Origin of the sequence: Kocuria rhizosphaerae, from assembly GCF_044462265.1 — a bacterium.
Classification (GTDB): Bacteria; Actinomycetota; Actinomycetes; order Actinomycetales; family Micrococcaceae; genus Kocuria; species Kocuria rhizosphaerae.
This window is the reverse complement of sequence record NZ_JBISWL010000142.1, coordinates 1-19,113: the sequence shown is the minus strand read 5'-3', so window position 1 is coordinate 19,113 and position 19,113 is coordinate 1. Positions and strand designations below refer to the sequence as shown.

At 73.1% G+C, this 19,113-nt stretch carries 19 protein-coding genes; 1 reads left to right on the top strand and 18 read right to left on the bottom strand.

All coding sequences use genetic code 11. From position 1 onward, the window contains the following. Positions 1-24: 24 nt before the first annotated feature. The 18 genes from ACH9EU_RS16490 to ACH9EU_RS16405 form a co-directional block, all read right to left on the bottom strand. Positions 25-2,583, bottom strand: a complete 2,559-nt coding sequence (locus tag ACH9EU_RS16490) for an AAA family ATPase (RefSeq protein ID WP_396414990.1) — start codon at positions 2,581-2,583, stop codon at positions 25-27. A 326-nt stretch (positions 2,584-2,909) separates the two neighbouring features. After that, on the bottom strand, positions 2,910-3,254 hold the full coding sequence (locus ACH9EU_RS16485) for an Lsr2 dimerization domain-containing protein (RefSeq protein WP_396414989.1): 345 nt from the start codon (positions 3,252-3,254) through the stop codon (positions 2,910-2,912). A gap of 339 nt (positions 3,255-3,593) precedes the next feature. After that, positions 3,594-3,809, bottom strand: a complete 216-nt coding sequence (locus ACH9EU_RS16480; protein WP_396414988.1) for a hypothetical protein — start codon at positions 3,807-3,809, stop codon at positions 3,594-3,596. 55 nt (positions 3,810-3,864) lie between these two features. Continuing rightward, complete coding sequence (gene lysS / locus ACH9EU_RS16475; RefSeq protein ID WP_396414987.1) at positions 3,865-5,406, bottom strand: lysine--tRNA ligase; 1,542 nt, start codon at positions 5,404-5,406, stop codon at positions 3,865-3,867. Between the two features lie 73 nt (positions 5,407-5,479). Continuing rightward, complete coding sequence (gene panC / locus ACH9EU_RS16470; protein WP_396414986.1) at positions 5,480-6,331, bottom strand: pantoate--beta-alanine ligase; 852 nt, start codon at positions 6,329-6,331, stop codon at positions 5,480-5,482. Continuing rightward, positions 6,328-7,248 (bottom strand): DUF2520 domain-containing protein, encoded by a 921-nt coding sequence (locus tag ACH9EU_RS16465; protein WP_396414985.1) that lies wholly within the window; start codon positions 7,246-7,248, stop codon positions 6,328-6,330. Before ACH9EU_RS16465 ends, panC begins: the two co-directional genes overlap by 4 nt. Further along, on the bottom strand, positions 7,245-8,771 hold the full coding sequence (locus tag ACH9EU_RS16460; RefSeq protein ID WP_396414984.1) for a PH domain-containing protein: 1,527 nt from the start codon (positions 8,769-8,771) through the stop codon (positions 7,245-7,247). The genes ACH9EU_RS16465 and ACH9EU_RS16460 overlap by 4 nt, the downstream gene beginning before the upstream one ends. Then, entirely contained in the window at positions 8,768-9,280 is a 513-nt protein-coding gene (locus ACH9EU_RS16455) for a PH domain-containing protein (RefSeq protein ID WP_396415032.1), read from the bottom strand. Before ACH9EU_RS16455 ends, ACH9EU_RS16460 begins: the two co-directional genes overlap by 4 nt. A gap of 10 nt (positions 9,281-9,290) precedes the next feature. Then, the gene (locus ACH9EU_RS16450; protein ID WP_396414983.1) at positions 9,291-9,860 is read right to left on the bottom strand and encodes a DUF3180 family protein; all 570 of its coding nucleotides are present in this window, start codon (positions 9,858-9,860) and stop codon (positions 9,291-9,293) included. Positions 9,861-9,871: 11 nt separating this feature from the next. Beyond that, the gene (gene folK, locus ACH9EU_RS16445) at positions 9,872-10,402 is read right to left on the bottom strand and encodes a 2-amino-4-hydroxy-6-hydroxymethyldihydropteridine diphosphokinase (RefSeq protein ID WP_396414982.1); all 531 of its coding nucleotides are present in this window, start codon (positions 10,400-10,402) and stop codon (positions 9,872-9,874) included. Between the two features lies 1 nt (position 10,403). Beyond that, positions 10,404-10,826, bottom strand: a complete 423-nt coding sequence (gene folB / locus ACH9EU_RS16440) for a dihydroneopterin aldolase (protein WP_396414981.1) — start codon at positions 10,824-10,826, stop codon at positions 10,404-10,406. Continuing rightward, positions 10,823-11,758 carry a dihydropteroate synthase gene (folP, locus tag ACH9EU_RS16435; RefSeq protein WP_396414980.1) on the bottom strand — a complete coding sequence of 312 codons (936 nt, stop codon included), beginning with the start codon at positions 11,756-11,758 and terminating at the stop codon, positions 10,823-10,825. The genes folB and folP overlap by 4 nt, the downstream gene beginning before the upstream one ends. 4 nt (positions 11,759-11,762) lie before the next feature. Then, complete coding sequence (gene folE / locus ACH9EU_RS16430) at positions 11,763-12,344, bottom strand: GTP cyclohydrolase I FolE (protein WP_396415031.1); 582 nt, start codon at positions 12,342-12,344, stop codon at positions 11,763-11,765. A gap of 175 nt (positions 12,345-12,519) precedes the next feature. Further along, positions 12,520-14,652, bottom strand: a complete 2,133-nt coding sequence (gene ftsH / locus ACH9EU_RS16425; protein ID WP_396414979.1) for an ATP-dependent zinc metalloprotease FtsH — start codon at positions 14,650-14,652, stop codon at positions 12,520-12,522. A gap of 206 nt (positions 14,653-14,858) precedes the next feature. Continuing rightward, the gene (hpt, locus tag ACH9EU_RS16420) at positions 14,859-15,410 is read right to left on the bottom strand and encodes a hypoxanthine phosphoribosyltransferase (RefSeq protein WP_396414978.1); all 552 of its coding nucleotides are present in this window, start codon (positions 15,408-15,410) and stop codon (positions 14,859-14,861) included. Beyond that, on the bottom strand, positions 15,400-16,530 hold the full coding sequence (tilS, locus tag ACH9EU_RS16415) for a tRNA lysidine(34) synthetase TilS (protein ID WP_396414977.1): 1,131 nt from the start codon (positions 16,528-16,530) through the stop codon (positions 15,400-15,402). The genes hpt and tilS overlap by 11 nt, the downstream gene beginning before the upstream one ends. Next, positions 16,527-17,000, bottom strand: coding sequence for a DNA-binding protein (locus ACH9EU_RS16410; RefSeq protein ID WP_396414976.1), 474 nt, complete (start codon positions 16,998-17,000; stop codon positions 16,527-16,529). Before ACH9EU_RS16410 ends, tilS begins: the two co-directional genes overlap by 4 nt. A gap of 160 nt (positions 17,001-17,160) precedes the next feature. After that, positions 17,161-18,294 carry a zinc-dependent metalloprotease gene (locus tag ACH9EU_RS16405; protein WP_396414975.1) on the bottom strand — a complete coding sequence of 378 codons (1,134 nt, stop codon included), beginning with the start codon at positions 18,292-18,294 and terminating at the stop codon, positions 17,161-17,163. 252 nt (positions 18,295-18,546) lie between these two features. On the opposite strand from ACH9EU_RS16405, the gene ACH9EU_RS16400 reads away from it, so the two are divergent. Beyond that, the gene (locus tag ACH9EU_RS16400; RefSeq protein ID WP_396414974.1) at positions 18,547-19,074 is read left to right on the top strand and encodes an inorganic diphosphatase; all 528 of its coding nucleotides are present in this window, start codon (positions 18,547-18,549) and stop codon (positions 19,072-19,074) included. Positions 19,075-19,113: the final 39 nt, after the last annotated feature.

The following is a 19,113-nucleotide window of genomic DNA, read 5'->3' as shown; positions in this document are numbered from 1 at the left end:
CCCGGCAGCCGGGACCGCCCGGCGTCAGCCCTCCGAGCCGCGGTCGTGCTCCCCGCGGACGACGTCCTCGAACCCGGCCATCGGGTCGGCCATGCCGTCGCTCGTCAGATCGGACATCGGGGTCGAGGAGAACACGAGCACCTGCTGGTCGCCCTCGCCCTCCGTGTCCACCGAGATCTTCTCACCGGCGCTGATCTCGCCGAAGAGGATCTTCTCGGACAGCTTGTCCTCGATCTCCCGCTGCATGGTCCGGCGCAGGGGACGGGCGCCCATCGCCGGGTCGTAGCCCTTGCGGCTCACCCACACCTTCGCCGTGTCCGACAGCTCGATCGACATGTCCTGGTCCCGCAGCCGCTCCTGCAGCCGGGCGACGAACAGGTCCACGATCTGCACGATCTCGGCCTCGGTCAGCTGCGGGAAGACGATGATCTCGTCCACGCGGTTGAGGAACTCGGGGCGGAAGTGCTCCTTGAGCTCGTCCTGCACCTTGGCCTGCATCCGCTCGTAGCTGGACGCGGCGTCCACCCCGGCCTGGAATCCCACGGGCACGGCCCGGGAGATGTCCTTGGTGCCCAGGTTCGTGGTCATGATGATCACGGTGTTCTTGAAGTCCACGACCCGGCCCTGCGAGTCGGTCAGCCGGCCGTCCTCGAGGATCTGCAGCAGGGAGTTGAACAGGTCCTGGTGCGCCTTCTCGACCTCGTCGAAGAGCACGACGGAGAACGGCTTCCGGCGCACCTTCTCCGTGAGCTGTCCGCCCTCCTCGTAGCCCACGTAGCCCGGAGGGGCGCCGAAGAGCCGCGAGACGGTGTGCTTCTCCTGGTACTCGGACATGTCCAGGGTGATGAGGGCGTCCTCGTCCCCGAACAGGAACTCGGCCAGCGCCTTCGCGAGCTCGGTCTTGCCCACCCCGGTGGGGCCGGCGAAGATGAACGACCCGCCCGGCCGCTTGGGGTCCTTCAGGCCCGCCCGGGTGCGCCGCATGGATCGGGACAGCGCCTTGATGGCGTCGTCCTGGCCGATGATGCGCTTGTGCAGCTCGTCCTCCATGTGGAGCAGCCGCCCGGTCTCCTCCTCCGTGAGCTTGTACACGGGCACACCGGTGGACGCGGAGAGCACGTCGGAGATGACCTCCGGGGTCACCTCCGCGAGCTCGTCGCCACCCTCGCGCCAGGCCCGGTCCTTGGCCTCCCGCTCGGTGATGAGCTTCTGCTCGGTGTCGCGCAGGGAGGCGGCCTTCTCGTAGTCCTGACCGTCGATCGCGGCCTCCTTGAGCCGCTTCACCTCGGTGATGCGGTCGTCGAGCTCCTTGATCTCCGGCGGGGCGGTCATCCGCTTGATGCGCAGCCGGGCCCCGGCCTCGTCGATCAGGTCGATGGCCTTGTCCGGGAGGAACCGGTCGGAGACGTAGCGCGCCGACATGTGCACGGCCGCCTCGAGCGCCTCGTCGGAGATCGACACGCGGTGGTGCGCCTCGTACTTGTCCCGCAGGCCCTTGAGGATCTCGACGGCGTGGGCCTCGGAGGGCTCGTCCACCTGGATGGGCTGGAACCGCCGCTCCAGCGCCGCGTCCTTCTCGATGTGCTTGCGGTACTCGTCGAGCGTCGTGGCGCCGATCGTCTGGAGCTCGCCCCGGGCCAGCATGGGCTTGAGGATCGACGCGGCGTCGATCGCGCCCTCCGCGGCGCCCGCGCCCACGAGGGTGTGGATCTCGTCGATGAACAGGATGATGTCCCCGCGGGTGCGGATCTCCTTGAGCACCTTCTTGAGCCGTTCCTCGAAGTCGCCGCGGTAGCGGGAACCGGCCACCAGGGACCCGAGGTCCAGGGTGTAGAGGTGCTTGTCCTTGAGGGTCTCCGGGACGTCCCCGCGCACGATCTGCTGCGCCAGACCCTCGACGACGGCGGTCTTGCCGACGCCGGGCTCACCGATCAGCACGGGGTTGTTCTTGGTGCGGCGGGAGAGGATCTGCATGACCCGCTCCATCTCGCGGAAGCGGCCGATGACCGGGTCCAGCTTGCCCTCGCGCGCGGCGGCGGTGAGGTTGCGGCCGAACTGGTCCAGCACGGCGGAGCCGGCGGGAGTGCCCTCGGACTGCCCCGCCGAGCGCACGCCAGCGCCCTCCTTCTCGGGGGTGCCGCCGCCCTGGTAGCCGGAGATCAGCTCCAGCACCGTGGAGCGCACCTTCTGGGGCTCCGCGCCGAGCTTGGTCAGCACCTGCGCCGCCACGCCCTCGCCCGCGCGGATGATGCCGAGGAGGATGTGCTCGGTGCCGATGTAGTTGTGCCCGAGCTGCAGCGCCTCCCGCAGCGAGAGCTCGAGCACCTTCTTGGCCCGCGGTGTGAACGGGATGTGCCCGGACGGCGCCTGCTGGCCCGGGCCGATGATGTCCTGGACCTGCTCCCGGGCTCCGGTGAGGGTGATGCCCATCGAGTCGAGCGCCTTGGCGGCCACTCCCTCTCCCTCGTGGATCAGTCCCAGCAGCAGGTGCTCGGTGCCGATGTAGTTGTGGTTGAGCATCCTGGCCTCTTCCTGGGCCAGCACCACGACCCGGCGGGCGCGATCGGTGAAACGCTCGAACATGTGGATACTCCTCCGTCGATGATCTGCACCCGATGCTACGCACCCCACAGGGCCGGTGGGCGCCTGTTCGCCACCGGCGAGACGGGGACGCCGGGCGGCCCCTGCGCACCCCGGAAAAGGATCCGGACATTCCGGGAATTCCCGTCCCCCGCGGCGGAGTCCCAGGTCAGGAAAAAGTAATCCGGGAATTGTCCCCGCACCGGCCCACAGGTGTCCCACCGAGAAGCGGACCGGCCGCGGCCGGTTCTTCCCCCGGACCGATCCGACGAGAAAGGGGGAGGGACCGTCAGGCCCCTCCCCCGTGATTCATCACCGGCGGTGCGGAATCACTGGTGCGCTTCGTAGTACGCCTTCTGGACGTCCTGGTGGATCCGGCCCCGGTCGGAGACCGGGTGGCCGTGCTCACGGGCCCATTTCCGGATGGCGGCCGTGTCCGGGTTGGACTTGCCGGTGGGACGGGCCGCGCCCGAGCGCGCCTGCTTGCCCGCCGGCTTCGCCGGGGCACGCCGCGCCTTGGCGATGAACGGCCGCACGGCGTCGCGCAGGCGCGCGGCGTTCTCGTCCGAGAGGTCGATCTCGTACTGCGCGCCGTCGAGGCCGAACCGGACGGTCTCCTCTGCGGGACCGCCGTCGAGGTCGTCCTCGAGAATGATCTTCACGGTCTGGGCCATGGTGCGAACTCTCCTCCGCCTCTCGGCGCTCGTCTTGTCCGGGGCACGCCGGAACGGCGCGCCCACAGGTGCTGCGGAATCCCCCCTGTATCGGCCGGGGTCCGTGGATCCGGAATTACTGTCCTGCGCCGGTTACCCGCGCTCCCGATGCCGATGAGTTTATCCTACATTTATCGACGGCAATTCGTCACCACTTCCGGTGGGGAAGGAATTCGTCCCGGCAAAGACGCCCCGGCAAAGACGCGGGGAAAGAACGCGAGAAGATCCCGGATTCGAATTCATGGATATGGCGGGGTCTTTTCGGCGCCCCACCGACCTGCCGCGGCGCGGGTCGGTCGGTCAGCGTCCGGTCCGGCGGTCCCTGCGGGAGGGACGGCCGAAGGGGAGGTCGTCCCCGTCGCGCTCCTTGAGCTCCTCGTACCAGCGCCGCGCGTCGTCCTGCGAGCGGGACTGCACATTGCGCTCCGTGCGGTCCCCGCGGAGGATCCCCCGCAGCACGAACCAGAAGATGATTCCCACGCAGATCGAGGGCAGCAGGACGGCGATGTACTCCATGGGTGCGATTCTCCCGGAAGGGTCTGGGCGGAGGCTGGGACCGCGGCGGCCGCGATCAGTCCTGTTCCGGCTTCATGAGAGGGAAGAGGATGGTCTCCCGGATCCCCAGATCGGTGAAGAGCATGATCAGCCGGTCCAGGCCGAGGCCCAGGCCGCCCATGGGCGGGGCGCCGTGCTCCAGGGCGCGCAGGAAGTCCTCGTCCAGCTGCATGGCCTCGTCGTCCCCCGCCGCGGCACGGCGGGACTGCTCGGTGAGGCGCTCCCGCTGGACGACCGGGTCGATCAGCTCGGAGAAGGCCGTGCCCCGCTCCATGCCGCCGATGATCAGGTCCCACGCCTCGATCACCCCCTCCTCGGACCGGTGCGGACGGGCCAGCGGCTGCGCCGAGGGCGGGTAGTCGCACACGAACGTCGGCTGGATCAGCGTGGGCTCCACGATCTCGCCGAACAGCTCCAGGACGAGGGTCTCCGCGCCCCAGGCGGGGTCCACCGGCACCTCGTGCCGTTCGGCCACCCGCCGCAGGACGTCCACCGGGGTCCCGGGCGTGATCTGCTCCCCCACGGCCTCGGACAGCCCCGGGTACACGGACAGCCAGCGCCACTCGCCCCGCAGGTCGATCGTGCCGCGCTCCGTCTCGACCGTGTCCACGCCCAGGGCGTCCGCGCAGGCGAGGACGACCTCCCGGATCCGCTCCGCCATCGTGAACTGGTCCCCGTAGGCCTCGTACGCCTCCAGCGTGGTGAACTCCGGGCTGTGCGAGGAGTCGACGCCCTCGTTGCGGAACACCTTGCCGATCTCGAAGACCCGCTCGATCCCTCCGACCACGGCCTTCTTGAGGTAGAGCTCCGTGGCGATGCGCAGGGTCATGTCCTGGTCGAAGGCGTTGAGGTGCGTGCGGAACGGACGGGCGGTCGCTCCGCCGTGCACGAGCTGCAGCATGGGCGTCTCGATCTCCACGTAGCCGTGCGAGGCCAGGACGTCACGCACCGTGCGGATGATGGCGGCCCGCTGGAGGACGACCTCGCGCGCCTCGGGCCGCACGATCAGGTCCAGGTAGCGCCGCCGCACGCGGGTCTCCTCGCTGAGCTCGTGGTGCAGCGTGGGCAGGGGGCGCAGGGCCTTGGCGGCCATGGACCACGCGTCGGCCATGACGGACAGCTCCCCGCGGCGGGAGGCGACGACCTCGCCGTGCACCGCCACGAAGTCGCCGAGGTCCACGAGGGCCTTCCACTCCCCCAGCGACTCCTCGCCGACCTTGGCGAGGGAGAGCATGACCTGCAACCGGGTGCCGTCCCCCTCCTGGAGGGTCGCGAAGCACAGCTTGCCGGTGTTGCGCACGAAGACCACACGGCCGGCCACGCCGACGTCCTCCCCGGTCTCCTGACCCGGCTCCAGGTGGCCGTGGGCCTCCCGGACCTGCGCGAGGGTGTGCGTGCGCTCGACGCCCACCGGGTAGGCCTCCCGCCCCGAGTCCAGCAGGCGGGCCCGCTTGGCGAGCCGGAACTGCATCTGGTCGGAGAGCTCCGCCTGTTCGGCGGCCCTCCGCTCGGCGGCCTGGTCCTGGACGGTCGGGGCGGGGTTCTGCGCGTTGGTCACAGTTGTCCAGGATAACCGGAGGGGTCAAATCCCCCTCCGTCGGCGACCGGGCGCACGGCCGCCGACCGAAGGATCAGAGCGCCAGGTTGTCGATCAGCCGGGTGCTCCCCACGTGGGCGGCCACGAGGGCCAGCGCTCCCGGTGCGGGCTCGGCGGGCTCCAGCGTGCGCGGGTCCACGACCACCAGGTAGTCCAGCCGGACGCCGTCCTCGGCGTCGATCCGGGCGCGCGCGGCCTCGAGGCCGACCTGCCCCGCGGCCAGCTCCCGGAGCGCGCGGGAGAGGACGAGGGCCGAGCGACGCTGCGCCGGGTCCAGGTAGCGGTTGCGGGAGGAGAGGGCCAGGCCGTCGTCGTCGCGCACGATCGGCACGGGGCGGATCTCGACGGGCAGGTCGAAGTCGGCGACCATCCGCCGCACCAGGAGCAGCTGCTGGGCGTCCTTCTCCCCGAAGTAGGCCCGGAAACGGGCCGGCACCGGCGGGCGGGCGATGTTGAGCAGCTTGTTGACCACGGTCAGGGCCCCGTCGAAGTGGCCCGGGCGGCTCGCGCCGTCGAGCACGGCGCCGAGCCGGCCGGCGGTGACGCGCACGAGCGGCTCGCCGTCGGGGTACATCTGCTCGAGGGCCGGGGCGAGGACGAGGTCGGCCCCGTGGCGGGTGAGCAGCTCGACGTCTGCGTCCAGCGCGCGCGGGTAGCGCTCGTAGTCCTCGTCCGGGCCGAACTGCAGGGGGTTGACGAAGACGGACACGGCGACGACCGCGTTCTCCTGCCGGGCGAGCCGCACGAGGTGCCCGTGGCCCTCGTGCAGGGCGCCCATGGTGGGGACCAGGCCGAGCGACACGGCGCCGGAGGCCGCGCCGAGCCGATCGGCCAGCGCCTCGCGGAACTCGCCGATGCCGCGGCAGACCAGCGGGGCGGGGCTCACGGGGCGTCCTCCCCGTCGGTGAGCTCGAGGGCCGCGAGCACGGCCTCGTAGCGGGGGCGGTCGAGCAGGCCGCGGTCCAGCGCCCGGCGGGCGGTGACCCGGGCCAGGTCGAGGTAGGCCAGCAGGACGTCGTCGCCGCCGTGGTCGTGCGCGTACTCGTCCAGGGCGTTCCGGTGGGCGCTCACGGTCCCGGCGTCCCCGCGGGCGACGGGCCCGGTCAGGGCGGACTCCCCCGCGGCGAGGGCGTTGTCCAGGGTGGCGCGCAGCAGCGGGCCGACCATGCGGTCCGGGTGCTCGACGCCGATGTCGCGCAGCACCTGCAGGGACTGACCCGCGACGGTCATGAGGTGGTTGGAGCCGTGGGCCAGCGCCGCGTGGTACAGCGGGCGGTCCGCCTCGGCGACGACCACGGGCTCGGCCCCCATCTCGACCACGAGGGCCTGGGCGATGGGCAGCACGGGCGCCGGGGCGGTGATCCCGAACGAGCAGTCGCTCAGCCGTGCGAGGTCCAGGCTCATCCCGGTGAAGGTCATCGCGGGATGGATCGCCAGGGGGATGACCCCGCCGGCGCGGGCGGGGTCGAGGATGCCGGTGCCCCAGCGCCCGGCCGTGTGCACGACCAGCTGGCCGGCCTGCCACAGCCCGGCGTCCGCGAGGCCCTGCACGAGGCCGGGCAGCTCGTCGTCGGGCACGGCCAGGAGCACGAGCTCGGCGCGCTCGAGCACGGCGGGGACGTCGAGGACGGGCACGTCCGGCAGGAGGGCCCCGGCGCGGTCGCGGCTGGCCTCGGAGACCGCGTTCACCCCGACCACGGCGTGGCCGGCCGCGCGCAGGGCGGCGCCCAGGACGGCGCCGACCTTTCCCGCGCTGACGACGCCCACCCCGAGGCGTCCCGGTCGGGCGGAAGGGTGCGTCATGCGTCCTCCTGGGGTCGGGGCGGGGCGTCGGCCAGTCTACGGGCGCCGGCGGCGTGCGCCGACTGCGCGGCGGCGAGCGCCCGCGCGACACCGGTGTCCAGGTGCGGGACGCCCACGAGGACGGGGCCCGGCGTCGAGTGCAGGTGGACGTCGGCCAGACCCAGGGCGCGCTCGAGCGGACCCTGGTGCACCGCCACGGACTGCGTCTTCTCGTGGGGCAGCACGGCCGTGCGCCGGGTCAGCCGCCCCGACCGCACGGCCAGCAGCTGCTCCGTGGCGGCGAAGCCCGTGCGACGGTGCACGAGCGGGTCCAGCCACCGGGCCCGACGCGGGGACGTGGTGTAGCGGCCGTGCGCCCCGATGCCGTGCAGGCCCTCTCCCAGCAGCACCGCGAGGTCGGCCTCCGAGGCCCGCGGCAGGGCCAGCCGCAGCACCGTGCGGACCTCGGCGAGGGTGCCGACCGGGAGCAGGGTCGAGCGCATGGCGTCGTTCTCACCGGCCCCGGGGCCGTAGCCGGCCACGTTGACCCGCACCCGGCACCACCCGAACGGGCGCCACAGCAGCGGGTGGTCCACGCCGACCGCCTGGATCCGGCCCGCCGGCACCGTCTGCGAACGGACGCTGAACAGCCCGTAGCGCACCCGCATGCCCTCCGGGATGCGCAGCAGCCGGAACCGGTAGCCCTGCTCGAACCGGCGGTAGGCGACGGCCCCGAAGCTGAGCAGGCCGGGGAGCCAGGCGGCCAGCAGCGCCGGCCCGGAGACGGGGTCCAGCACGACCGCGACGGGCGCGGCGGCCAGGAGCACGGCGAGCACGACGGCGGAGCCGGAGGCCAGCACGGAGCCGAGCAGCCGGTCCACGGGCACCGCGAGCACCGGCTGCTCGTCGTCGCCGGCCGCGGCCCAGGGCGCGGGCCGCCGGACGGGCCCGGTCCCGGGCATCCCGGCCGGCATCCCGGCCGGCGCAGCCGGCGCCGGCCCGCGGGTGCCCGGCCCGAGCCGGCCCAGGAGCTCGGTGCGCAGGGCTCGGGCCTGGGCGTGCGTGAGGTAGGACAGGGCCACCGCGGACTGGCCCGCGTCGGCGACCTCGAAGGTGAGCTGGGCCAGGCCCAGCAGCCTCGGCAGGAAGGGACGGTGGATGTCGATGGCCTGGACCCGGTCCAGGCGGGCCTGGCGCTCCTGGCGGAAGAGCACCCCGGAGCGTACTCGCACGTGCTCGGCGGTCACCTGGTACCGGGTGAACCACCACGAGACGAGCACCACGGCCGTCGCCGCGAGGAGCACGAGCATGACGAGCCCGGCCAGTAACCACCAGAACAGCCCGCCCAGCTGCCCCGGGTCCAGATCCCGGGACGGCCGCTCCCCGCCCAGGTAGACGCTCACGAGGTCGTCGAGCACGATGTTGACGAAGGCGCCCGCGAGCACGAGGATCGCCAGCCACCCCTTGACCACGGGGGTCAGGGGGTGGACACGGCGCCACGGCGGGCTGCTGGGCGCGCCGTCCGGCCCGGGCGCAGCGCTCACAGGCCCGCCAGGAGTGCCTGGCCGCGCGCGGTGAGCCGCTCGCGCAGGCGAGAGGCCTCGGCATGGTCCACCCCCGGGATCTCGGCGTGGCTGCCCACGGCGGCCGTGTGCAGCTTCACGGTCGCCAGCCCGAAGGTGCGCTGCAGCGGGGAGACCGACACGTCCACGTACTGCATCCGCCCGTAGGGGATGACGAGGACCCGCTGGTAGAGCAGGCCCCTGCGGACGAGGAGGTCCTCGCCACGCTCCGCGTAGCCGATCGCCCGGACCCGCCGGGGGGCCAGGAGCGCGGAGACGGTGCCCAGCGTCACGGCGAGGGCGGGCGGGAGGAGAAGCAGGGCCTGCGGCGCGGCGGGCCACACGCCCGTGGCGGCCAGCACCGCGGGCCAGCCCAGGGCCGCCGTCCAGAAGAGGGTGCCGAACAGCGTCGAGAGCAGGACCACCGTGACGTGGCGCGGGGAGACCCGGCTCCAGACCAGGCCCTCCGGGTCGATCGCACGGTTGCTCAGGGGCGGGCGGTCACCGCGCGCCCCGGCCGCGGGGCCGCGCGCGGGCTCGTTCGCCGATCTCACGGGCATATCCACCTTCTCCCTCGGGGAGCTCCTTGTCCCGCCGCCTACGGTACTCGGCGCTCTCCTCGGCCTCGGGATCGTCCGGGGGCAGCTTGCAGAACCCCTCCACGACCCAGCCCACGACGACGAGCACGACGCCCGAGGCGACATGGGACAGACTCGCCCACAGCGGCTCGTGCTCCGAGCGCACGGACAGCAGGGAGAGCTGCTCGACGGCGATGGTGGCGTGCCACCCGCCCAGCATGGCGCCGGCCCAGGCCGCGGCCTGCGCCCCGGCCGCGGTGCGGGCCGCGACGAGGGGGTCGAAGCGCTCGGGCCGCACCCCCTCCTGGTACTTCTTGACCCGCAGGCCGAGCACCAGGACCGCGAGCGCGACGGCGCCGGACGCCGCGAGCGAGACCCACGGCAGGACCAGCAGCGGACCCGCGGCACCCGTGGACAGCCGGTTGGCGCTCCACCCGACGGCGCCGGCGGCGGCGGCGCACATCAGCAGCGCCGGGACGGTGAGCACGTGCACGGCGCCGCCCCTCAGTCCGCGCCGCCGGCCGCGGGTGGCCCGGCCGGCAGCAGGGGGACGGTGTCGGGGCCGAGGCCGCCGAGGTCGGGGGCCCGGCGCGCGAGCTCGGCCACCGGCCTCCCCTCCAGCACGGCGTCCGGGTCCATCAGGGCCCAGGGCACCAGCACGAACGCGCGGGTGGCCGCGTGCAGGTGCGGGACGGTGAGGTCGGGCTCGTCGAGGCGCAGACCGCCGTAGACGACGATGTCGATGTCCAGGGTGCGCGGCCCCCAGCGCTCGGAGCGGACCCGGTGGTGGCGCTCCTCGATCTGCTGGCAGGCCCGCAGCAGCCCGAAGGGGCTCAGCTCCGTGTCCACCTCCACGACCGCGTTGAAGTAGTCGTCCTGGCCGGGGGGCCCGCCGACGGGCCTGGAGCGCACGATGGGCGAGGTGCGGGTGAGCGTGATCCTCGGGGCCTCCGCCAGGTCCGCGGCCGCGCTGCGCAGGGTGGCCTCCCGGTCCCCGAGGTTCGCGCCGAGCGCGAGGACCGCCACGGTTCCCATCTCAGCGCTCCCGGTAGATCGTGACCGACACGTCGGAGAACGTCACCTCGATGGGGGCCTTGGGCTTGTGCACCGTGACCTCCACGGCCTCGAGGGGGAAGCGCTCGAGCAGGCGCCGCGCGATCCGGTCGGCGAGGGTCTCCAGGAGGTTCACGCTCGGGCCGATGACGATGTCCCGGACCTCCTCGGCGACCTCCCCGTAGTTCGCCGTCAGGGTGACGTCGTCCGCGGCCCCCGCGGCGGCCAGGTCCAGGTACATCACGAGGTCCACGAAGAACGGCTGCCCGCTGCGCTTCTCCTGCTCGAAGACGCCGTGGTAGCCGACCGCGCCGATGCCGAGCAGGTTGATCCGGTCCCGGCGGTCGGGGGTGGGTGCGACGTGGTGGCGTCCTGCCCGCTCGTCCGGGCGCGGCACCCGGTTCATCGCGGCACCGCCCCGGTCGGTGCCCCGGTCCGCGCCTGGCCCGGGCGCAGGACCGCCGGCTCCACGCCGCACCACGCGTGCGCGGCCGCGACCGCGTCGGCGCCGGCGCGGACGTCGTGCACGCGCACGGCCCACGCCCCGCCCTGCGCGGCGAGCGCGCTGACCGCGGCGGTCGCGGCGTCCCGCTGCCCGGCCGGCCGCGGCGTGCCGTCCTCCTCGAGGAGCGTGCCGAGGAATCGCTTGCGGGAGGCGGCCACGAGCACCCGGTGGCCGGTGGCGGTGAAGCGCGGCAGGGCGCGCAGCAGCTCCCAGTTCTGGGCGCCCCGCTTGGCGAAGCCCAGTCCCGGGTCCAGCACGATCCGCTCGGGCGCGAGCCCCGCGCCCACGAGCCGGCCGCGCAGGCCCTCGAGCTCGGCCAGGACCTCACCGGCGACGTCGTCGTAGTCGGCGAGCGCGTCCATGGTCGCCGGGGTGCCGCGGGCGTGCATGAGGACGTAGGGAGCCTGCCGCCGCGCGACCAGGTCGATCATCTCCGGGGAGACGGACAGGCCCGAGACGTCGTTGACGATGTGCGCCCCGGCGTCGAGGGCCGCCTCGGCCGTGGCGGGGTGGTAGGTGTCCACGCTGAGCACGGCGCCCGCGGTGGCGAGGGCCTCGACGACGGGCAGGATCCGGCGCTGCTCCTCCGCGGGCTCGAGGCGTTCCGAGCCCGGACGGGTGGACTCCCCGCCGACGTCCACGATGTCGGCGCCCTCGGCCATCATCTGCAGGCCCCGGTCGATCGCGGCGTCGTGGCCGGCGTGCAGGCCGCCGTCGCTGAAGGAGTCGGGAGTGACGTTGAGGATGCCCATCACGAGGGTCCGGCCGGTGGGCAGCGCCTCGAAGGAGCCCCACCCGGTGGGGCCCTGCCCGGTGCGCGGTGGCGTCCGCACGGGCTCAGCGCCCCAGGATGAGGCTCATGGCCTCGGCGCGGGTGGCCGGCTCGCGCAGCTGCCCCCGGACGGCGGACGTGACGGTCCTCGCCCCGGGCTTGCGCACCCCGCGCATGGACATGCACAGGTGCTCGCACTCGATCACGACGATCACCCCGGCCGGGGCGAGGTGCTCCACGATCGCCTCGACGATCTGCGTGGTGAGCCGTTCCTGCACCTGGGGCCGGCGCGCGTAGAGGTCCACGAGCCGGGCGAGCTTGCTCAGGCCCGTGACCATCCCGTCGTGGCCGGGGATGTAGCCGACGTGGGCGTGGCCGTGGAAGGGCACGAGGTGGTGCTCGCACGTGGAGTAGAAGGGGATGTCCTTGACGAGGACCATCTCGGAGTGGCCGATGTCGAAGGTCGTCCCGAGCACCTCCGACGGGTCCTGGTGCAGGCCCGCGAACATCTCCGCGAAGGCCCGGGCCACCCGTCCCGGCGTGCCTCGCAGGCCGTCCCGGTCGGGGTCCTCACCGACGGCCAGGAGCAGCTCCCGCACCGCCGCGGCGACGCGGGCCTGGTCGACCGCGCCGGCGCCGGCAGCCAGTTCGGGGGCGGGGTCCGGGTACGGCGCCTCGAAGGCGTCCAGGCACGGGTCGTGCGTGCTCGTCTCGTTCGTGGGGGCCTCGTGGGGCACCACGCCTCCTTCGGGGTCTGCGGTCCTGCGGGACGGAACGGGTCCCCGTTCCTCCGGCCGGCTGTCGCTCCATCCTAGGCCGGGCTCAGTCCGTGGCGCTCCCGGCGCCGCGCTCCCCCGGTTCACGGGGATCGCGCTGGGCCGCGCCCGAGGCGCCGGGGCCCTCCCCCGGCGGTTCCGAGTGGCCGCGCTCGGGGACCTCGAGCGGGTGCTCGGGCCGGGCCGCGGCCGCCTGGTCCTGGGGCGCCAGGTTCGACGGGTCCTCGGCGTGGAGTCGACGGGCCTCCTCGCGTTCGGCCTGGGTGACCACGGGCGGGACCTCGGAGACGGGACGGGTGTCCTTGGACAGCCACACCGGCCGGAGCTCGCGCTGGCGGACGTCGCGGAACAGGTCCGCGATCTCGGCCTCGTTGAGCGTCTCGCGCTCGAGCAGCTCGAGGGCCAGCCGGTCGAGCACGTCCCGGTTGTCCATGAGGATCGCGTAGGCCTCGTCGTGCGCCTGGTCCAGCAGCGCCCGCACCTCCTCGTCGACGATCGCGGCCGTGCGCTCGGAGTACTCCCGCCCGCTGCCGGCCGCGTCCCTGCCGAGGAACGGCTCCGAGTGGTCGCCGCCCAGCTTGATGGAGCCCACCCGGGCGCTCATGCCGTACTGGGTGACCATCTTGCGGGCCGTGTCCGTGGCCTTCTGGATGTCGTTGGACGCCCCGGTGGAGGGGTCCCGGAAGACGATCTCCTCGGCGGCGCGCCCGCCCATGGCGTAGGCCATCTGGTCGAGCAGCTCGTTGCGGGTCGTGGAGTACTTGTCGTCCAGGGGCATGACCATGGTGTAGCCGAGGGCCCGGCCGCGGGGCAGGATCGTGATCTTGGTGACCGGGTCCGTGTTGCGCAGCGCGGCCGCCACGAGCGCGTGACCGCCCTCGTGGTAGGCCGTGACCTTGCGCTCCAGCTCCTTCATGATCCGGCTGCGCTTCTGCGGGCCGGCGATCACCCGGTCGATGGCCTCGTCCACCGCGCGGTCGTCGACGAGCTGGGCATGGGAGCGCGCCGTGAGCAGCGCCGCCTCGTTCATCACGTTCGCCAGCTCCGCGCCCGTGAAGCCCGGGGTGCGCTTGGCCACGGCGGCGAGGTCCACGTTGCCGGCGAGCGGCTTGCCCTGGGCGTGCACCCGCAGGATCTGCAGGCGCCCCTTCATGTCCGGGGCGTCCACGCCGATCTGGCGGTCGAAGCGGCCGGGACGCAGCAGGGCGGGGTCCAGGACGTCGGGGCGGTTGGTCGCCGCGATGAGGATCACGTTGGTCGTGGCGTCGAAGCCGTCCATCTCGACGAGGAGCTGGTTGAGGGTCTGCTCGCGCTCGTCGTTGCCGCCTCCCATGCCGGCGCCGCGCTGGCGGCCCACGGCGTCGATCTCGTCCACGAAGATGATCGCGGGGGCGTTCTCCTTGGCCTGCTGGAAGAGGTCGCGCACCCGGGAGGCCCCCACGCCCACGAACATCTCCACGAAGTCCGAGCCGGAGATCGAGAAGAACGGGACACCCGCCTCACCGGCGACCGCGCGCGCGAGCAGGGTCTTGCCCGTGCCCGGGGGGCCGTAGAGCAGCACGCCCTTGGGCACCTTCGCGCCGAGGGCCGTGAACCGGTCCCGCTCCACGAGGAACTGCTTGATCTCGTCCAGCTCCTGGACGGCCTCGTCCGCGCCGGCGACGTCGGCGAAGGTGACCGTGGGATTGTCCTTGTCGAACATCTTCGCCCGCGACCGGCCGAAGCGCATCACCTGCGAGCCCCCGCCCTGCATGCGGGAGAGGACGAACCAGAAGATCGCCAGGATGATCAGGAACGGCAGGAGGAAGCCCAGGAGGTTGGTGAACCAGTTGTTCTCCACGGGCTGGTCCGTGAACCCTTCGAGGTCGGCCGCGTTCATGGCCTCGACGACCTCGTCGCCGCGGGGGGTCACGTAGTAGAACTCGACGCTGCGCCCGAGCTCCTGGCCGTCGAGGGACAGGTCCTCCTCGAGCTGGAGCTCGACCTTCTGCTGGCCGTCGTAGATCTTCGCCTCGGAGACCTTGCCGTCCGCGAGCAGCTCGAGGCCGACGTTGGTGTCCACGCGCCCCGAGGAGCCCGTGGTGAGGGACCCCACGACGGGGAAGAGGACGAGGACGGCCAGCAGGATCCAGAACCAGGGTCCCTTGAAGAAGTTGTTGGGTTTTTTCGCCGTGGCCAAGCCGCTGATCCTCCCGTGGATGGTTGTCCGCTGCCCCGGCCCGGAGCCCGCCCGGAGCCGCCGGTCCGCAGGACGCAGGACTTCAATGTACCGCCCGCGCTCGCGGGCTCACCCGGAGGGAGCCCGGAGTTCCCTGTCAGCGGACAGCGGGGCCGGACCGGCGGGAGGCCCGGCTCCCGGCGGAGGCTCCGCGCGGGCCGGCGCCCTCACTGGTAGACGTGCGGGGACAGCGTCGCGATGCAGTCCAGGTTGCGGTACTTCTCGGCGTAGTCGAGCCCGTAGCCGACGACGAACTCGTTGGGGATGTCCCACCCGACGTACCGGACGTCGATCGAGGTCTTGGCGGCCTCGGGCTTGCGCAGCAGCGTGCAGATCTCCACGGAGGCGGCGTGGCGTGACACCAGGTTCGCGCGCAGCCACGACAGGGTCAGACCGGAGTCGATGATGTCCTCGACGATGAGCACGTCACGCCCGGTGAGGTCGGTGTCGAGGTCCTTGAGGATGCGCACGACCCCGGAGGACTTGGTCCCCGAGCCGTAGGAGGACACCGCCATCCAGTCCATGGGGTACTGGCCCTTGAGCGCGCGGCACAGGTCCGCCATGACCATCACCGCGCCCTTGAGCACACCCACGAGCAGGACGTCGCGCCCCTGGTAGTCGGCGTCCACGGCGGCCGCCAGCTCGGCGATCCTCGCCTCGATCTCTTCCTTGGTGAACAGGACCTCGGTGAGGTCTCCCTGGACGTCCTCAGCCTTCACGGCGCTCCTCGTGCGATGCGGAAACGGATGGGCGTTCGGCGTCGCGCTCCGGACCCGCAGGACACGGGCGGACGAGCTCCAGGTGCCCCGTGCCACGGGTGCCGGCCGGCGGGCGGCGGCGCCACACGGACACCCTACCCGCCATCTGCACAGGCCCCGCGGCGCCGTGCCCCGAGGCGAACGCGTCGAGCGCGCCGAGCCGTTCGTGGGCGGGGGTCTCCCCGCCGGCCGCGACCACCGCGGCGGAGAGCGCGCGGCGGCGCAGCGCGGGGTGGGCCGCCCGCAGCGTCTCCAGGTCGAGGACCACCGCTCCGGAGCGCTCCGGAGCGGCGCCCCGGGCGCGGCACAGCAGCTCCTGCGCGGCGTCGTCGAGGTAGTCGGCGTCCGGGCCGAGGATGGCCGCGGAACGGGCCAGGGCGCGGGCCACCCCGGGCCCCAGCTCGGCCTCGAGCACCGGCAGCACCCGGTGGCGGACGCGGGAGCGCATGAGGGTCGTGTCCGCGTTGGTGGGGTCGTGCCACGGCTCGAGCTGCTCGGCGGCGCAGATCCGCAGCGTCTGCTCGCGGGAGAGGTCCAGGAAAGGACGGAGGTAGGTGACGCCGTCCAGCTCCCGCGCCGGGGGCATGCCGGCCAGGGAGCGGGTGCCGGAGCCGCGGGCCAGGCCCAGCAGCACCGACTCCGCCTGGTCGTCGAGGGTGTGCCCGAGCAGCACGGCGGCCGCGCCGGTGCGCTCCACCACGCGGGAGATCCCCGCGTACCGGGCGTCCCGAGCGGCCATCTCCGGCCCGCCGGCCTCGCGGCGGACCTCCACGGCCGTGACGGCCACGGGCGCCAGGCCGAGCTCCTCGAGCCCGTGGGCGGTGCGCCGCGCCACCTCCGCGGACCCCGGCTGGAGCCCGTGGTCCACCACGACGCCGCCCACGCGCAGGGTCCCGCGCCGGCCCCAGTGCGCCGCGACGGCCGCCAGTGCCAGCGAGTCGGGGCCGCCGCTGCAGGCCACCAGGACGAGCGGCGGCTCGGAGCCGGTGGGACCGACGTCCCGGCGGACGCTGTCGAGCACGCGCCGCCGCCCCGCGGCGACGTCCGGGGACAGCCGGCCGCGACGGGCGAACTGGGTCACCGCCGGGCGTCCTCGCGAGTTCCTGCCTGGTTGCGGGCCTCGCGCACGGCCAGTCGCACGACCTTCGCGAGGGTGGGCGCGGTCTCGCCCAGCAGGTCCAGGGCGGCCTCGAGCTCGTGCGAGGGGACCACGTGCGCCAGCGCGGCCACGGCGTTGGTCTCGCTGTGGATGCCCGCCTCGATCTGCGTGGTCGACAGCACCGGCTGGGACGCCTCGACCGCCGAGAGCGTCTCCTCGATGTCCGGGGTGCCGATGCGCTGCTCCAGCATGACCAGGCGCTCGTAGACCGCGGGGTTGCCGATCTTGATCCGGCGGCCGCTGTTGAGCTGCGACAGCATGGGGGCGGACAGGCCGAGGACCTCGGCCAGGCGCCGCTGGGTGATGCCGTAGGCCTGGACCACGCTGCCGAAGCGCTCCGACAGGGGGCGGCCGTACAGCTTGACCTGCTGATCGATGTTCTCTGTGCTCACGTAAAAATTCTGTCACACAAAAGTGATCCGACCTATCGCGTGTCGCGTCGTGACCGGAATCCCGGGGCACGGCCGGACACCCCGCAAAGTACATGAAAATGCATGTCAGAGGGGGGTGTGAGACGTGTACCACATTTCTCGCCGCGGCGGGCGCGGGCCCTCAGGCGGGGGGTGCTCCGCCGCCGAGGACCCGGGCGATCCACGCCGCCGGGTCGTGGATCTCGGCCTCCGTGGGCAGGTTCTCCGGAGCGTCCCAGACCCTGTTGAAGCGGCCCAGGCCCACGGCGCCCACCACGTGCTCGACGAAGCGTTGCCCGTCACGGTACTGGCGCATCTTGGCGTCCATGCCGAGCAGCCGCCGGACGAACCGGTCCAGCGCCCCCTGCAGCTCGGAACGCCGCTCGAAGCGGCGGCGGATGGTCTTCACGGACGGAACCACCGAGGCGTCCACACCGTCCATCACGAAGTTCGCGTGGCCCTCGAGCAGGCTCATGACGGCGGTCAGGTGGGAGAGGACCTCCTTCTCGCGCCGGCCCATGAGCAGGCCGACGACGCCGAGGGGCGGCCTCGGCCCCTCCGTCGCCCGTCCGGGCAGGGAGCGGACGGCCTCGGCGAGGCGGGCGCGCAGGGTGTCGGGCTGCCCCATGAGGGAGTCCGCGAGCTCGGTGATCTGCGCCAGCATGTGCTCGCGCAGCCAGGGTGCGGCGGCGAACTGGACGCGGTGCGTCTGCTCGTGCAGGCAGACCCAGAGCCGGAAGTCCTCCGGCTCCACGTTGAGCTCCCGCTCCACGGTGAGGATGTTGGGGGCCACGAGCATGAGCCGGCCGCCGGGGTGGCGCTGCGCGGCCACCGCGGAGACCAGACCCGCGTACGGGTCGTACTGGCCCAGGACCTTCGCCGACAGGAAGCCGAGCACCGCGGCCATCTCCATCGCGGCGGCCGTTCCGCCCAGCGCCGTGGCGGCCGCGCCGAACTGCTCGGGCCGCCTCCTGCGGAGGGCCTCGACCGCGGGCTCCATGAGCACCTCGAAGCTCTGGGCGTTGGCCTTCGACCAGCCGGCCCGGTCCACCACCAGGACCGTGGAGTCCCGCAGGTCCCGGGCCGCGTCCAGCCCGCTGATCCGGTGGACGTGGTCCACCGAGGACTCGGCGTGGCGGCGCAGGGACGCCACCGCGAGGCGCATGGCCCGGGCGGAGATCGCGGGACCCGCCGGGGTGAACCGGGCGGCGGCCGTGGCCGCGAGGTCCCACCGGACGATTCCCGGCGCGTCCGGGGTGCTCTGTGCTGCGCTCATGCCCTCATGCAACCACACCCCCGGACGCCGGGCGCCGCGGCCGGTCACAGAGCGACCCCGGAGGACCCGGGGCCGTGCCCGGGAACCCGCTGCGGGCCCGTGGTTACCGCCGCCCAGTGCGCCACGGCTATCGTGGTGCCCGGATCCGGCCCACCCGCGCGGCCGGCGGCGGCCGTGCCCGGCCCCCGCCGGCCACTGCCAGCGCTCCGCGGCCTGCCCGGCACGAGCCCACCCCAGCACGAGGAGAACACCATGGAGTTGGACGTCACCATCGAGATCCCCAGCGGGTCCCGCGTGAAGTACGAGATCGACCACGAGACCGGCCGCCTGCGCCTGGACCGCGTCCTGTTCACGTCGATGCAGTACCCGGCGCACTACGGCTACTTCGAGGACAGCCTGGGCGAGGACGGCGATCCCCTGGACGCCCTGGTCCTGCTCGACTTCGCGATCGTCCCGGGCGTGCTCGTGGAGTCCCGCCCGATCGCCGTGTTCAACATGAACGACGAGGCCGGCGGGGACGCGAAGATCCTGTGCGTGTCCACGGACAAGCGCTACGACCACATCCAGGGTCTGGACGACGTCGACGAGTTCAAGCTCAAGGAGATCCAGCACTTCTTCGAGCGCTACAAGGACCTCGAGCCCAACAAGTGGGTCAAGGGCGAGGGCTGGGAGGGCCGGGAGACCGCCGAGCGCCTCGTGGCCGAGGCCCGCGAGCGCTTCCAGCAGTCCCACTACGAGTCCGCCGAGGAGGCGGAGGCGAAGGCCCCCTCCACCGACTGAGACGTGCACGAGGGGCCGGGGACCGGGACGGTCCCCGGC

Excerpts from the sequence above, each read along its gene's own strand:
- ACH9EU_RS16405 (WP_396414975.1), bottom strand. The coding sequence starts at position 18,294 with ATGAGCGCAGCACAGAGCACCCCGGACGCGCCGGGAATCGTCCGGTGG.
- ACH9EU_RS16400 (WP_396414974.1), top strand. The coding sequence starts at position 18,547 with ATGGAGTTGGACGTCACCATCGAGATCCCCAGCGGGTCCCGCGTGAAG.
- ACH9EU_RS16480 (WP_396414988.1), bottom strand. The coding sequence starts at position 3,809 with ATGGAGTACATCGCCGTCCTGCTGCCCTCGATCTGCGTGGGAATCATC.
- ACH9EU_RS16490 (WP_396414990.1), bottom strand. The coding sequence starts at position 2,583 with ATGTTCGAGCGTTTCACCGATCGCGCCCGCCGGGTCGTGGTGCTGGCC.
- folB (WP_396414981.1), bottom strand. The coding sequence starts at position 10,826 with ATGAACCGGGTGCCGCGCCCGGACGAGCGGGCAGGACGCCACCACGTC.
- ACH9EU_RS16485 (WP_396414989.1), bottom strand. The coding sequence starts at position 3,254 with ATGGCCCAGACCGTGAAGATCATTCTCGAGGACGACCTCGACGGCGGT.
- folK (WP_396414982.1), bottom strand. The coding sequence starts at position 10,402 with ATGGGAACCGTGGCGGTCCTCGCGCTCGGCGCGAACCTCGGGGACCGG.
- ACH9EU_RS16465 (WP_396414985.1), bottom strand. The coding sequence starts at position 7,248 with ATGACGCACCCTTCCGCCCGACCGGGACGCCTCGGGGTGGGCGTCGTC.